The sequence below is a fragment of the Pseudomonas sp. Pseusp15 genome (genome assembly GCF_059492165.1).
In genome coordinates, this window is record NZ_CP168523.1 from 3,182,843 (window position 1) to 3,196,572 (window position 13,730).

Below are 13,730 nucleotides of genomic sequence, written 5' to 3' on the forward strand. Positions count from 1 at the left end.
CGACTCACTCATAACGTAGCGCCTCCGCAGGCTGGGTGCGCGCGGCACGCCAGGCTGGATACAGGGTGGCGAGGAAACTCAGGACCAACGCGGCGGCGCAGACCATCAACACGTCCTGGCTCTGCACTTGCGACGGCAGGTAATCGATGAAATACACGTCGGCATTCAAGAACTTGTGGCCGATCAGCCCTTCCAGGGCCGCGATCGCGGCGCTGACGTTCAGCGCGGCGAAGATCCCGACCACGGCGCCGATCAGCGTACCGACCACACCAATGACCGTGCCCTGGACCATGAACGTCGCCATGATCGAACCCGGCGTGGCGCCCAGGGTACGCAGGATCGCGATGTCGCCCTTCTTGTCGTTCACCACCATCACCAGCGTGGAAATGATGTTGAACGCAGCAACGGCGACGATCAGCAGCAACAGCAGGCCGATCATGGCTTTTTCCATGCGGATCGCCTGATACAGATTGCCGTGGGTACGAGTCCAGTCGCGGGCGTAGTAACGGTCTTCGCCGAGCTGCTGGGCGATGGTCCACGCGGTGCGCGGTGCCTGGAACAGGTCGTCGAACTTCAGTCGCAGGCCCTGGACCTGATCCGGTTGCCAGCGGTGCAACCTGGCCAGATCCTGCAGATTGGTCAGGCCCAGATAGCCGTCCAGCTCACCGGCGCCGACATGGAAGATGCCGACCACGGTAAAGCGCTTCATGCGCGGGAACATCCCGGCCGGGGTCACGGTGACTTCCGGCGCGACAAACGTCAGCTTGTCGCCAACCGCCGCGCCGAGCTTGGCTGCCGCCTTGTCGCCGATGACGATGCCGAAACTGCCCGGCGCCAGGTCGTCGAGTTTGCCCTGCTGCATGAAGTTATCAATGATCGACACCTGCCGTTCCTGCACAGGGTCGATGGCATTGAGCAGCACTTTGGAAACCTTGCCGTTGTTGGTCAGCAGGCCCTGCATCTGGACGAAGGGCGCAACCGCCGCCACCTGCGGGTTCTGCTTGACCTTGGCGGCCAGGCTTTGCCAGTCGCTGATCGGCTCGCCGGACTCGATAGTCGCGTGGGGCACCATGCCCAGCACACGGGTACGCATCTCATGATCGAAGCCGTTCATGACCGATAACACAACGATCATCACGACCACGCCGAGGGCGAGTCCGATCATCGAGGTCAGGGAAATGAATGACACAAAATGATTGCGACGTTTTGCACGGGTATAACGCGTGCCGATAAATACGAAGAGAGGTCTGAACATGTCGGGGCTTGTTCGGAGGGAAAAGGAACGTCCTTGTGGCGGGGGTCGATAACCAGCTTTACACTCAGACCACCGCCGCTACCATGGGTTCGCCATGTCGACATTAGATGAAGAAGATCGCCGCGAATACTACCGTATCGAGGACACGATCGCACTGGAAATTCGGCCCCTGTCTGCTCCCGAAGCAGCAGGCCAGGAAGTGTTGCAGGATGCTTCCCCGCTATTCAACCTGCTCAGCGAACTGCACCTGAGCGAATTCGAGTCGCAACACCTGTTGCGCCAGATCAACGAACGCGACCGAGCCATCGCCGCGTTCCTCAAATCACAGAACAAACGCATCGATCTGCTGAGCCAGGTGGTCGCCCTGACCGTGCTCGGACAGATCGGCGAACCGCAGCCGGTGATCATCTCCGAAGGCGGCATCGACTTTCAGCATCCGACGCCCATTGCCGTCGGCGCGCACCTGTCGGTCAAGCTGGTGCTGATGCCACAAGCCCTCGGCCTGTTGCTGCGGGCCCGCGTCACCCATTGCGACCGCAAGGGTGGCGGCTACGACGTCGGCACCGAGTTCGAATACCTGTCCGATGCCCAGCGACAACTGCTGGCCCGCTACATCTTGCAGCGACAGGCACAAGAACGACGCCTTGCGCGCGAACAAAACGAAAACGGCCATTAATTAAGGAAGAACCGTGACTCTCATCTACGGCCATCGCGGCGCCAAAGGCGAAGCACCGGAAAACACCCTGACCAGCTTTCAGCAATGCCTCAAGCACGGCGTGCGCCGCTGCGAACTGGACCTGCACCTGTCCAAGGACGGCGAGTTGATGGTGATCCACGACCCGACCCTCAAACGCACCACCGACCGCCGCGGCAAAGTGGCCGAACACACGGCTGCGGAACTGGTGACCTACGACGCGCGCAAGGGCGGCCCGGGCTGGATCAAACCCTGCCCGATCCCGACGCTGGAAGAGTTGTTCGAAAAATGCGATTTCGAGCACTGGCAGCTGGAAGTCAAAAGCGCATCACGCACCCGTGCCGCAACCACCGTGCTGGCGATTCGCGAAATGGCCCAGCGTTTCGGCATACGGGACAAGGTCACGATTACCTCGAGTTCACGCGAAGTGTTGAAAGCCGCGCTGGACCTGGTGCCGGACGTGTCTCGCGGACTGGTGGCCGAGTACGCCTGGCTCGACCCGCTGAAGGTCGCGCAAAACTATGGCTGTGAGATGCTGGCGCTGAACTGGACCCTGTGTACGCCGGAACGCCTGCAGAAGGCGCAGCGTCAGGGGCTGCATGTGTCGGTGTGGACAGTCAACGAGCCCGCGCTGATGCGCAGGCTCGCCGACTTCGGCGTTGACAGCCTGATTACAGACTTTCCCGGTTTGGCCAGCGCCACGCTCGAGAATTGCTGAAATCGGTCTCCCCGGCCGGCTCAGGCCACCGGCCGGAGCCGCTCAAAAAAGCCGGTTGAGGCCATCGTACGCCGCTACCCGATAGGCTTCAGCCATGGTCGGGTAGTTGAACGTCGTGTTGACGAAGTACTTCAGGGTGTTCTGCTCGCCCGGCTGGTTCATGATCGCCTGACCGATGTGCACAATCTCCGACGCCTGATAACCGAAGCAGTGAACGCCCAGCACTTCCAGCGTCTCGCGGTGGAACAGGATCTTCAGCATGCCCTGAGGCTCGCCGGCGATCTGCGCACGCGCCATGCTCTTGAAGAATGCCTTGCCCACTTCATACGGCACCTTGGCCTGAGTCAGCTCCTGCTCGTTCTTGCCGATCGAGCTGATCTCCGGAATCGTGTAGATGCCGGTCGGCACGTCGTTGACGAAGCGCCAGCTGCCGTTGTCGACGATGCTGCCAGCGGCCGAACGGCCCTGGTCGTGGGCGGCACTGGCCAGGCTTGGCCAGCCAATCACATCACCGGCGCCATAAATGTTCGGCACGCAGGTGCGGTAGTTCTCGTCGACTTCGATCTGGCCACGGCTGTTGACCTTCACGCCGATGTTTTCCAGACCCAGCTGATCGGTGTTGCCGGTACGGCCGTTGCACCAGAGCAGGGCGTCGGCCTTGATCTTCTTGCCGGACTTGAGGTGCAGGATCACGCCGTTGTCCACGCCTTCGACGCGGTCGTAGTCTTCGTTGTGGCGAACCGTGATGTTGTTATTGCTGAAGTGGTAGCTCAGGGCCTGGGAGATTTCCGAGTCGAGGAAGCTCAGCAACTGACCACGGTTGTCCACCAGCTCAACCAATACACCCAGACCACTGAAGATCGAGGCGTATTCGCAGCCGATCACGCCGGCGCCGTAAACAATGAGTTTACGCGGGGTGTGGCCGAGGCTGAGGATGGTGTCGCTATCGTAGATACGCGGGTGATGGAAATCGATGTCCGCCGGGCGATAAGGACGCGAACCGGTGGCGATGATGATGTGCTTGGCCACCAGTTTTTCGACCACGCCGTTGGCGCAGACGACTTCGATGGTTTGCTCGTCGGCGAAGCTGCCGGTGCCGAAGAACACGTCGACGCGGTTACGGGCGTAGTAGCCGGTGCGCGAGGCGACTTGTTTGGAGATGACTTTTTCAGCGCTTTTCAACACGTCCGGGAACGAGAACCAACGCGGCTCACCAATGGCCCGGAACATCGGGTTGGTGTTGAACTGCATGATCTGCCGGACCGAGTGACGCAAGGCCTTGGACGGGATGGTGCCCAGGTGGGTGCAGTTGCCGCCGACCTGGCGACGGCTATCGACCATCGCCACCTTGCGCCCTGCCTTGGCAGCGTTCATTGCCGCGCCTTCTCCCGCCGGGCCGGAACCCAACACCACCACATCGTAGTTGTAGACAGCCATGCGTACTCCTCAGAACAGGCCGCGACACCCTCGGCGCCTGCGGCTAAATCACGCCGATCGGCGGCGTGAAGGAACAATTTGGGGCCAGTGCAGAACCCGGACACAGTCTATAGAAGCGTCAACGCCGCGCACATTAACCCTTGGTCGCGTCGTAGGCTAGTTTTGCCTGCACTACAAAGCCATCGAAAAATGCTTTTGCAGCCGCAATCACTCGGTTTTCTCACCGGCCAGGCGCTCAAAAGCCTGATTGGTGCGTGTGACAAAACCTGTATCGGCACGAATCACAAAGAATGCAGCAATGTCATGCGTTTGGGCATAGTCCCAACCCCGTTCAGGGCCAAGAATCAGCAACAGCGTCGATAAGCCATCGGCCATCAACGCTGAAGGATGAATCACCGTGACTGACGCCAGGGTGTGTAGGACCGGTGTTCCGGTGCGGGCATCGAAGGTGTGGGAATAGCGCCGGCCACCCTGCTCGAAATAGTTACGGTAATCACCGGAGGTGGACACGCCGTAGCCGTCGACGGCAATGATGCGCTCGGCCACTTGCTGATCATCACGGGGTTCTTCCAGGGCGATGCGCCACGGTGAGCCGTCGAGTTTTTTACCGACGGCCTTGAGTTCACCGGTGGCTTCAGCGAGGTAGTCGTGGATGCCCAGCGCTTCGAGTTCGGCGGCAATCGTGTCGACCGCGTAACCGGCAGCGATGCTGTTGAAGTCGACCTCCACTGCGGCATCCTTGCACAACTGGTCACCTTCGATGCGCAGGTGATTATGACCGACACGCTGCTGCACCTCGGCCAGTGCTTCGGCGCTCGGGACTTTTTCCTCACGCGCCTGCGGGCCAAATCCCCAGAGGTTGAGCAGCGGTTCCACCGTCAGGTCGTAGGAGCCGTCACTTTGCAAAGACAAGCGCTCGCCGACGCGGACCAATTCGAGGATCGGCGCAGGCATTGTCTGGCAGTGGTTGGCGGGCAGGTTATTGAAGCGTTCGATGTCGGAGTCACTGCGATAGGTCGACATTTGCCGATCGACATCAGAGAGTATTTTTTCGACCTGGACGCGGACTTCCGCCGGTGCGGGAAGACCGGCATGGCGCACGTACTGGATCGAATAGCGACTGCCCATGGTCGGGCCGTCGAAGCGTTCCAGGCTATCGCCGTTGCCACAACCGGACAAAATCCCGACCACTACCACAAGCCCTCTCCATCGTCCAGTTAACAAATCTTCATCTCCCCTCAAAACCGCGCCCGCCATTATGGGCTTCAGAGCGCATGGGAGCGAGCCTGCTCGCGATAGCGGTGACCGGTTTTACGATTGCTGCGCAATCGAACGGGAGCAAGCTCCCTCGCCACATAGGTGCAGCGCTTTCAAACAAGATCGACCAGAGTGAGTACCTACACATGTCTTCCAATACGAGCAAAGGCAAAGCGATTTTTCGCGTTGTCAGCGGTAACTTTCTCGAAATGTTCGACTTCATGGTCTACGGCTTTTACGCCACGGCCATTGCCAAAACCTTCTTTCCCGCCGATAGCGCGTTTGCTTCCCTGATGCTGTCTCTGGCCACTTTCGGGGCCGGTTTCCTGATGCGTCCGCTGGGGGCGATTTTCCTCGGTGCCTACATCGACCGCCACGGCCGCCGCAAAGGCCTGATCATCACACTGGCGTTGATGGCCGCCGGCACAGTGCTGATTGCCGGTGTGCCGGGTTATGCCACGCTGGGCGTCGCGGCGCCGCTGATCGTATTGTTCGGTCGTCTGTTGCAGGGCTTTTCAGCAGGCGTGGAACTGGGCGGTGTGTCGGTGTACCTCGCCGAAATCTCCACACCGGGCCGCAAAGGCTTCTTCGTCAGTTGGCAGTCCGCCAGCCAGCAAGCCGCGGTGGTATTCGCCGGCCTGCTCGGCGTGGGTTTGAACCACTGGCTGAGCCCCGACCAAATGGGTGAGTGGGGCTGGCGCGTGCCGTTCCTGATCGGCTGCATGATCGTGCCGGCGATCTTCGTGATCCGCCGTTCGCTGGAAGAAACCCCGGAATTCCAGGCACGCAAACACCGCCCTACCCTGCGGGACATCGTCCGCTCGATCAGTCAGAACTTCGGCATCGTCCTCGCCGGCATGGCGCTGGTGGTGATGACCACGGTGTCGTTCTACCTGATCACCGCCTACACCCCGACCTTCGGCAAAGCCGAGCTGCATCTGTCGGATCTGGATGCGTTGCTGGTGACGGTGTGCATCGGCCTGTCGAACTTCTTCTGGCTGCCGGTGATGGGCGCGCTTTCCGACAAGATCGGCCGCAAACCTCTGCTGCTGGGCGCGACGATTCTGGCGATCCTCACGGCTTATCCGGCGCTGTCGTGGCTGGTGGCGAACCCCAGCTTCAGCCACTTGCTGATTGTCGAACTGTGGCTGTCGTTCCTGTATGGCTCGTACAACGGCGCCATGGTGGTGGCCCTGACCGAGATCATGCCGGTAGAAGTGCGTACGACCGGTTTCTCCTTGGCCTACAGCCTGGCGACCGCAACATTCGGTGGTTTCACCCCGGCGGCCTGTACGTACCTGATCCATGTGCTGGACAACAAGGCGGCGCCGGGGATCTGGCTCAGTGGTGCGGCGGTGCTGGGGTTGATCGCGACACTGGTGTTGTTCCGGGGCAATCGGCATGCGTTGCGCACGGCGCAAGCGGCTGTCATCAGAGGCGCTCACTAAAAGGAACGCAGTCAGGTGCAGAACCTGTAGGAGCGGGCTTGCTCGCGAAGAGGGAGTGTCAGTAAACACTGATGTTGCCTGACACACCGCCTTCGCGAGCAAGCCCGCTCCCACATTTAATCGGCGTGCCCCATAGGTTTTAGTTCGCTTCGGTCCACATGCAGCCAAGGCGGCCCCTCTGCAAATCTGGCCTCCAGCCATGTCTTGAACGCCATGAGCGTCGACTGCGCGATGTTCAGGCAGTATCGGTATTCGATTTTAGATGAACAATATAGGCTCACTGCAGTTCATTACTGCACACAGTGCAGCAGTCAGAAACCTTCGGCAACAGGGCCACAGCAAGGGCCAGGAGAATCAGTGCCGCGGCGACGGCAAACGTTATCCGCATGCCGCTGGCGACGGCTGCGGGAGACGCGCTGGTGATGTCTGTCGTCGCCGAAGCAAGCGCAAACACCGCGCCCATCACCGAAGCTCCAGTGATCAGGCCGAGATTGCGTGACAGGCTGAGCATGCCGGAAATCACGCCGCGCTGGTCCGGGCGGATGTCGGTCATGATCGCGGTGTTGTTGGCCGCCTGAAACAACGCGTAGCTGGCCGTGATCACCGCGATGGGCGCGAGGTAACCGAGGAGGCCGAACCCCGCTGGCATCATTGATAAAGCACTCGCGCCGAGCGCCATTGTCGCGAGCCCGAGACGGGTCATGCGCCGAGTGCCAAAACGGTCCACCAGGCGACCGGCCGGCACGCCGGTCAATGCAGCCACCAACGGTCCGACCGACAAGGCGAAACCGACAAGTGCCGTGCCGAGGCCAAGCGCACCCGAGAGATAAAACGGCCCGACCACCAGCGTCGCCATCATCACCGTCGAAACGAGCGCGCTCATGGCCAGGCTGGCGCTCAATCCCTGTTGGCGGAACAGCGCTAATGTGATCAATGGCGATGCGACCGTGGCCTCGACGAAGATGAAAAGCCCAACGCCGAAAACAGCCGCCAGTAGCAGCGCGACATTGAGCGTTCCAAAATCACCGTGCCCGAGCGTCATGGCCAGCGCGTACGCCGCGAGCGTCAGCGCCAGCAGCAACGTGCCGGCCTTGTCGAACCCCACCCGCCCTGCTTTCGCCCGCTGAACATCCGCCGGCAAATAGCGATATGCGAGCCAGATGTTCAGCACACCCAACGGTATGTTGATCAGAAAAATCGCCTGCCAGCCAACGCTGGCAATCAACATCCCACCGAGCGACGGCCCCAGCGTGGTGCCGATCGCCGACATCGTTCCGAGCAACCCCATGGCGCTGCCGGTCTGCGCTTTCGGCACCGTCTCACCGACAAACGCCACGGTCAGCGCCAGCATGATCGCCGCCCCAAGCCCCTGCACCGCCCGGGCGCCGACCAGCCACCCAAGCGACGGCGCGACACCGCAGGCCAGCGATGACAGGGTAAAAATGGCGATGCCCACCAGTAGCAAACGCCGACGGCCAAGCATGTCGCCGAGCTGTCCGACGCTGACGATCAGCGTGGTGATCGCCAGCAGATACGCCAGAACAATCCACTGCACGTGTTGGAAGGAAGCATCGAACGCCTCGGCCAACGTCGGCAATCCCGCATTGGCGATGCTGGTGTCGAGTGAAGGCATCAACATCGACAGCGAAAGACTCGCAAGCGCCCAGCGCACCGAACCTGATTGAGTGATGGATTTCATTGTCTGGCCACGTCTGAAAGGTAGAGCAGCAGCGTATGCCCGTGCGTGACAAGGCGGAAGGCGCAGCATTTGCACTTGATAGATGCGTTTGACGCCATGTCAGCCCCGCGCCGTGCTAACGTTGCGGCATGACCACTCCCGATCTCAATCTGCTGATTACCCTGGACGTGCTGCTCGCCGAAGGCAGCGTCGCCCGCGCCGCCCAACGACTGCGGCTGAGCCCGTCGGCCATGAGCCGAGCGCTGGCGCGGTTGCGCGAAACGACAGGCGACCCGCTGCTGGTCCGGGCCGGACGCGGCCTGGTGCCGACGCCACGAGCGCTTGAATTGCGCGAACACGTCAGTCGATTGGTGCAAGACGCCGAAGCGGTTTTGCGCCCCGCCGAACAGCTCGACCTCAAGCAACTGGTTCGAACATTCACGCTGCGCACCAGTGACGGCTTCGTGGAAAACTTCGGCCCGGCGCTGATCGCCCGCGCCGGTGAGCAAGCCCCCGGCGTGCGTTTGCACTTCGTGCAGAAGCCGAGCAAGGACAGCGCCGCACTTCGCGACGGCTCGGTCGATCTGGAAACCGGTGTGGTCGGCGGCACGACCAGCCCGGAAGTGCGCACCCGTGCATTGTTCGAGGATCGTTTTGTGGGCGTCGTTCGCACGGGGCATCCGCTGAGCGAGGGCGAGATCACTGCCTCCCGTTACGCCGCTGGCCGGCACATCCTGGTCTCACGGCGCGGGCTCGATAAGGGGCCGATGGATGAAGCGTTGGAAGCGCTGGGACTGCAGCGGGAAATCATCACCGTCGTCGGCGGTTTCTCGGCCGCCCTGGCGCTGGCTCGCGCCTCGGACCTGATCGCCACCGTGCCTGCCCGACATACCCAAAACCTGCGCACCGGCCTGCACAGTTTCGAGCTGCCGTTCGAACTGCCGCCGATCACCATTTCGATGCTGTGGCATCCACGGATGGATGCCGATTCGGCGCATCGGTGGCTGCGTGAATGTGTTCGAGAGGTTTGTGCGCGGCCCTGAGGAACCCTCAACCCTTCCTTTTCTGAAGCCCTTTCAACCGCACACTCGCCCGCTGCGCCGCCGCCATTTTTTCCGGACGCTTCATGCGTTTCCATTTTCTGATGTCATCCTTGGTGCGACCACAACTGACACACAGCTCACCACTGAGCTGGCAAACGGAAATACACGGATTTTCGATATCCTTGGCCACGTTTCAACCCCGCGTCGAGCGCTTGGGCGCCAGGCGTTGCTGCCAGTTGCCGCCATTGGCGCGCTGACATTGTTCTTCAGAATCAAACTGCACATGGGCCGCGACGGGGCTGACGAGAACGTCCGCTTCATTTAATGCTACGGCCGTCAGTTCGACCATGCGCTCGCCCTGCCCGCTCGCCAGCGCCTGATCCTTATGGGCCTGCGTATCGAAGACCCAGATCACCCGCAGGCTGGATGGAAAGGCGTCGTAATCGATTTCGTGGGTCAACCAGCAAAACCCGACTATTTCCGCCTTGGCTGTTTCGCACGCCTCGGTCAGAGTGGCGACCAGGCGACGTTCGATGTGTGCCTGATCGCGTTTGCTTAAAGACATCGGGTGGATCCTTGGGTGGCGGTCAACGGAAAAGGCCCAGCATACCTTTTGATCGACTCCATCTCGACGGCTCAGATAAAAGACTATCCCTATCACCTCCCAATACTCCCCCTATTAGCTGACTGCTTTATAGGCGTCTACCCTTACTGGAGCGCTGGCATCAGCCGGCCGGTTGAGACCTGAGAAGAGATACGAATGAGTCAGGAAACGTACTAGGCTTGCCGTGGGCCACCGTGCTGGCAACTCGATTGCCGCTATCCGGATTTCCCGTGTGACCACGACGATCAATTGATCGCACGGCTGCAGCCTATGTCATTGATTCCGCTCGTCGCTATTGCGTGCCCAACCCCGGGCCGGATAGCCGGATGAACACGACCAAAGGTAGCGCACACATGGCAAATGAATCGAAATGCCCGTTCAATCACGCCGCCGCTGGCGGTGGCACGACGAACCGCGATTGGTGGCCGAACCAACTGAATCTGAAGATCCTGCACCAGAACTCGCGGCTGTCCGACCCCACGGACGAGGGTTACGACTACGCCGAAGCGTTCAAAAAACTGGATTTTGCGGCGGTCAAGCAAGACCTGCATGCACTGATGACTGATTCACAAGACTGGTGGCCTGCGGACTTCGGTCACTATGGGCCACTGTTTATTCGCATGGCCTGGCACGCCGCCGGCACGTACCGCGTCGGTGACGGTCGTGGGGGTGCCGGCTCCGGTCAGCAGCGCTTCGCCCCGCTCAACAGTTGGCCGGACAACGTCAGCCTCGACAAGGCGCGCCGGCTGCTTTGGCCGATCAAGCAAAAGTACGGTCGCAACATCTCCTGGGCTGACCTGATCGTCCTCACCGGCAACGTTGCACTGGAGTCGATGGGCTTCAAGACCTTTGGCTTTTCCGGCGGCCGGCCAGACGTCTGGGAACCGGATGAGGCCGTCTACTGGGGCTCCGAAAACAAGTGGCTGGCAGGTGACACCCGCTACGAAAAAGACAAAAAAGAACCCATGCAAGAACCCGGCGAAGGTCCTCTCGTCGCTGAGCCGGGGAAAAATGAGGACAGCCGCACCGAGGGCGAACGCAACCTGGAGAACCCGCTCGCCGCCGTGCAAATGGGCCTGATCTACGTCAACCCCGAAGGCCCGGAAGGCAACCCGGACCCGGTCGCTGCGGCGATAGACATCCGCGAAACCTTCGGGCGCATGGCAATGAATGATGAAGAAACCGTGGCGCTGATCGCTGGCGGCCACGCTTTCGGCAAAACCCACGGCGCCGGCCCTGCCGACAACGTCGGTCCCGAGCCCGAAGCCGCTGGCCTTGAACAACAGGGCCTGGGCTGGAAGAGCACTTTCGGCAGCGGCAAAGGCGGCGACACCATCACCAGCGGCCTGGAAGTGACCTGGACCACCACGCCGACCAAATGGAGCAACAACTACCTGGAAAACCTGTTCGGCTTCGAGTGGGAACTGACCAAGAGCCCTGCGGGCGCCAACCAGTGGACGGCGAAAGGTGGTGCCGGCGCGGGCATCATTCCGGATGCTCACGACCCGTCCAAGCGGCGTAATCCGACCATGCTGACCACGGACCTGTCGCTGCGATTCGACCCGATCTATGAGCCGATTTCGCGGCGCTTCCTCGCCAATCCGGACCAGTTGGCCGACGCCTTCGCCCGCGCCTGGTTCAAACTGATCCACCGCGACATGGGCCCCCTCTCCCGCTACCTCGGCCCGGAAATGCCCAACGAAGTACTCCTGTGGCAAGACCCGATACCACCGGTCGACCATGCCTTGGTCAACGACAGCGACATCGCCGCACTCAAGGGCAAGCTCCTGGCCAGCGGCCTGACCGTCTCGCAACTGGTGTCGACCGCCTGGGCAGCGGCCTCCACCTTCCGCGGCTCCGACAAACGCGGCGGCGCCAACGGCGGACGCCTGCGCCTGGCCCCGCAGAAATCCTGGCAGGCCAACCAGCCTGAGCAACTGGCGAGCGTGTTGGCGAAACTCGAAAGCATCCAGAACGAGTTCAACAGCGCGCAAACCGGCGGCAAGAAAATCTCCCTGGCCGACCTGATCGTACTGGCCGGTTGTGCCGGCGTCGAACAAGCGGCAAAAAATGCCGGCCATACCATCACGGTGCCTTTCACACCGGGACGCATGGACGCCTCGCAAGAGCAAACGGACGTTGAATCCTTCGGCTACCTCGAACCCGCCGCCGATGGCTTCCGCAACTACCTCAAAACCCGCTACAGCGTACCGGCCGAGGCCCTGCTGATCGACAAGGCCCAACTGCTGACCCTCACCGCGCCGGAAATGACCGTGCTCATTGGTGGCCTGCGCGTGCTGAACACCAACGTCGGCCAAACCCAACACGGCGTGTTCACAAAACAACCGGGAGCGTTGACCAACGACTTCTTCAAAAACCTGCTCGACATGGGCGTGGAATGGAAACCGGTCTCTGAGGCCAATGAAGAGTTCGAGGGGCGCGACCGCAAAACCGGCGATCTCAAATGGACGGGGACGCGTGTTGATCTGGTGTTTGGCTCGAATGCACAGCTGAGGGCGTTGGCTGAGGTTTATGCCAGCAACGACGCGAAGGAGAAGTTTGTGAAAGACTTCGTGGCAGCCTGGGTCAAGGTGATGAATCTGGATCGGTTTGATCTGAGGTGATGCTGGCGCTCAATCCAGCGTGAAAAAAGCCCACTGACCGTTACTGGTTCAGTGGGCTTTTCAAGTCTGGGTACACGACGGCTGTCACGCCATCAACGTCGCCCTGGCTCAAGCCAAAGTGGAACCGAATCACTAGCGATATAGGTATTTCCCAACTAGGGTTCTCAGTAGCGCATCACCGACGTGGCGAACCGAAGGAGCCAGATCAATTGATGAGGTCTTTTTGTGTCGCGGTCGCATTCGTAGCGCCCATCGTGTTGTCCACCACGGTCACGGCTGAAGTACTTGCGCATAAGACAGCGCTCGCTTTTGTTGCTCAAACCCATGTGGGTGACAGCCTGCCAACACTGGCACTGCTGGCGGCAAAGAAAACCCAAACCTTTGCGATGCTCATTGAAAAGTTAGGAAGTGAAAAAGCACACAGTGCCGTATCGAGCGAAATTGACGCGCTACTTCCGCAGTACCAGCCGAAATGGAATCAAAATCTTGCTGCGGCTTATGAGAAGTCTTTTACTGAAGAAGAGCTGTTATCACTCGCGTCTGAAGGCCAGGCATCCAAATACGCTGGCAAAGTGCTGGAACGGCGAACTGACATCGGCAGAGACATGCAGTCCAGCTCTACCCCGATACTGATTGCCCTTGTATCCGAGGCACTTAAAGCGGCCTATTCCAAGCATATTCGTTGAGGCGGTCTTGGCCCCCCCTGCCATCAGCTTGTCCGAAGAAAACCAACGCCTCCCAGTGTGGAGGCGTTGTGCTTTTTGCTGATCGCAGGACGAGACTAAACGGGAGAAATCGTAGCCAGCGCACCAATCAAAATGGTCAACACCAGAAATCCACCCAGGAAAATTGCCATCTTGCCCATGGGGCCTCCTACGCTATGAGTTTGCGGTGCAGCGGTTGGCGTAACTGCTGACCGTGCTGCCATTGTGAGCCGCAGGCTGATCCCATTACAGATGCAGATAGCCAAGA

At 60.5% G+C, this 13,730-nt stretch carries 12 protein-coding genes; 6 read left to right on the forward strand and 6 right to left on the reverse strand.

Annotation, left to right across the window (positions count from 1 at the left end; genetic code table 11):
• Positions 1-4: 4 nt before the first annotated feature.
• Positions 5-1,255: a lipoprotein-releasing ABC transporter permease subunit gene (locus tag ACEN8R_RS14350; protein ID WP_018928150.1), complete on the reverse strand. Its 1,251-nt coding sequence runs from the start codon at positions 1,253-1,255 to the stop codon at positions 5-7.
• A 94-nt stretch (positions 1,256-1,349) separates the two neighbouring features.
• Between ACEN8R_RS14350 and ACEN8R_RS14355 the strand changes: the two genes are divergently transcribed.
• Both ACEN8R_RS14355 and ACEN8R_RS14360 read left to right on the forward strand, forming a co-directional pair.
• The gene (locus tag ACEN8R_RS14355) at positions 1,350-1,931 is read left to right on the forward strand and encodes a PilZ domain-containing protein (RefSeq protein ID WP_028939700.1); all 582 of its coding nucleotides are present in this window, start codon (positions 1,350-1,352) and stop codon (positions 1,929-1,931) included.
• Between the two features lie 13 nt (positions 1,932-1,944).
• Entirely contained in the window at positions 1,945-2,667 is a 723-nt protein-coding gene (locus ACEN8R_RS14360; protein WP_018928152.1) for a glycerophosphodiester phosphodiesterase, read from the forward strand.
• Positions 2,668-2,709: 42 nt separating this feature from the next.
• Here the strand turns inward: ACEN8R_RS14360 and sthA are convergent, their stop codons facing one another.
• Both sthA and ACEN8R_RS14370 read right to left on the reverse strand, forming a co-directional pair.
• The gene (gene sthA, locus ACEN8R_RS14365; RefSeq protein ID WP_007935284.1) at positions 2,710-4,104 is read right to left on the reverse strand and encodes a Si-specific NAD(P)(+) transhydrogenase; all 1,395 of its coding nucleotides are present in this window, start codon (positions 4,102-4,104) and stop codon (positions 2,710-2,712) included.
• Between the two features lie 207 nt (positions 4,105-4,311).
• Positions 4,312-5,361: an FAD:protein FMN transferase gene (locus ACEN8R_RS14370; RefSeq protein WP_495624150.1), complete on the reverse strand. Its 1,050-nt coding sequence runs from the start codon at positions 5,359-5,361 to the stop codon at positions 4,312-4,314.
• A 146-nt stretch (positions 5,362-5,507) separates the two neighbouring features.
• Between ACEN8R_RS14370 and ACEN8R_RS14375 the strand changes: the two genes are divergently transcribed.
• The gene (locus tag ACEN8R_RS14375; RefSeq protein WP_064616948.1) at positions 5,508-6,809 is read left to right on the forward strand and encodes an MFS transporter; all 1,302 of its coding nucleotides are present in this window, start codon (positions 5,508-5,510) and stop codon (positions 6,807-6,809) included.
• 277 nt (positions 6,810-7,086) lie between these two features.
• On the opposite strand, the gene ACEN8R_RS14380 is transcribed toward ACEN8R_RS14375, so the two are convergent.
• Entirely contained in the window at positions 7,087-8,508 is a 1,422-nt protein-coding gene (locus ACEN8R_RS14380) for an MFS transporter (RefSeq protein WP_495624151.1), read from the reverse strand.
• Between the two features lie 128 nt (positions 8,509-8,636).
• On the opposite strand from ACEN8R_RS14380, the gene ACEN8R_RS14385 reads away from it, so the two are divergent.
• Positions 8,637-9,530, forward strand: coding sequence for a LysR family transcriptional regulator (locus tag ACEN8R_RS14385; protein WP_495624152.1), 894 nt, complete (start codon positions 8,637-8,639; stop codon positions 9,528-9,530).
• 7 nt (positions 9,531-9,537) lie between these two features.
• Here the strand turns inward: ACEN8R_RS14385 and ACEN8R_RS14390 are convergent, their stop codons facing one another.
• The gene (locus tag ACEN8R_RS14390) at positions 9,538-9,720 is read right to left on the reverse strand and encodes a DUF1289 domain-containing protein (protein WP_081626539.1); all 183 of its coding nucleotides are present in this window, start codon (positions 9,718-9,720) and stop codon (positions 9,538-9,540) included.
• A 3-nt stretch (positions 9,721-9,723) separates the two neighbouring features.
• The gene (locus ACEN8R_RS14395) at positions 9,724-10,095 is read right to left on the reverse strand and encodes a hypothetical protein (protein WP_028939704.1); all 372 of its coding nucleotides are present in this window, start codon (positions 10,093-10,095) and stop codon (positions 9,724-9,726) included.
• A gap of 365 nt (positions 10,096-10,460) precedes the next feature.
• On the opposite strand from ACEN8R_RS14395, the gene katG reads away from it, so the two are divergent.
• Both katG and ACEN8R_RS14405 read left to right on the forward strand, forming a co-directional pair.
• Complete coding sequence (katG, locus tag ACEN8R_RS14400) at positions 10,461-12,758, forward strand: catalase/peroxidase HPI (protein WP_018928158.1); 2,298 nt, start codon at positions 10,461-10,463, stop codon at positions 12,756-12,758.
• A gap of 212 nt (positions 12,759-12,970) precedes the next feature.
• Entirely contained in the window at positions 12,971-13,444 is a 474-nt protein-coding gene (locus ACEN8R_RS14405) for a hypothetical protein (RefSeq protein WP_018928159.1), read from the forward strand.
• Positions 13,445-13,730: the final 286 nt, after the last annotated feature.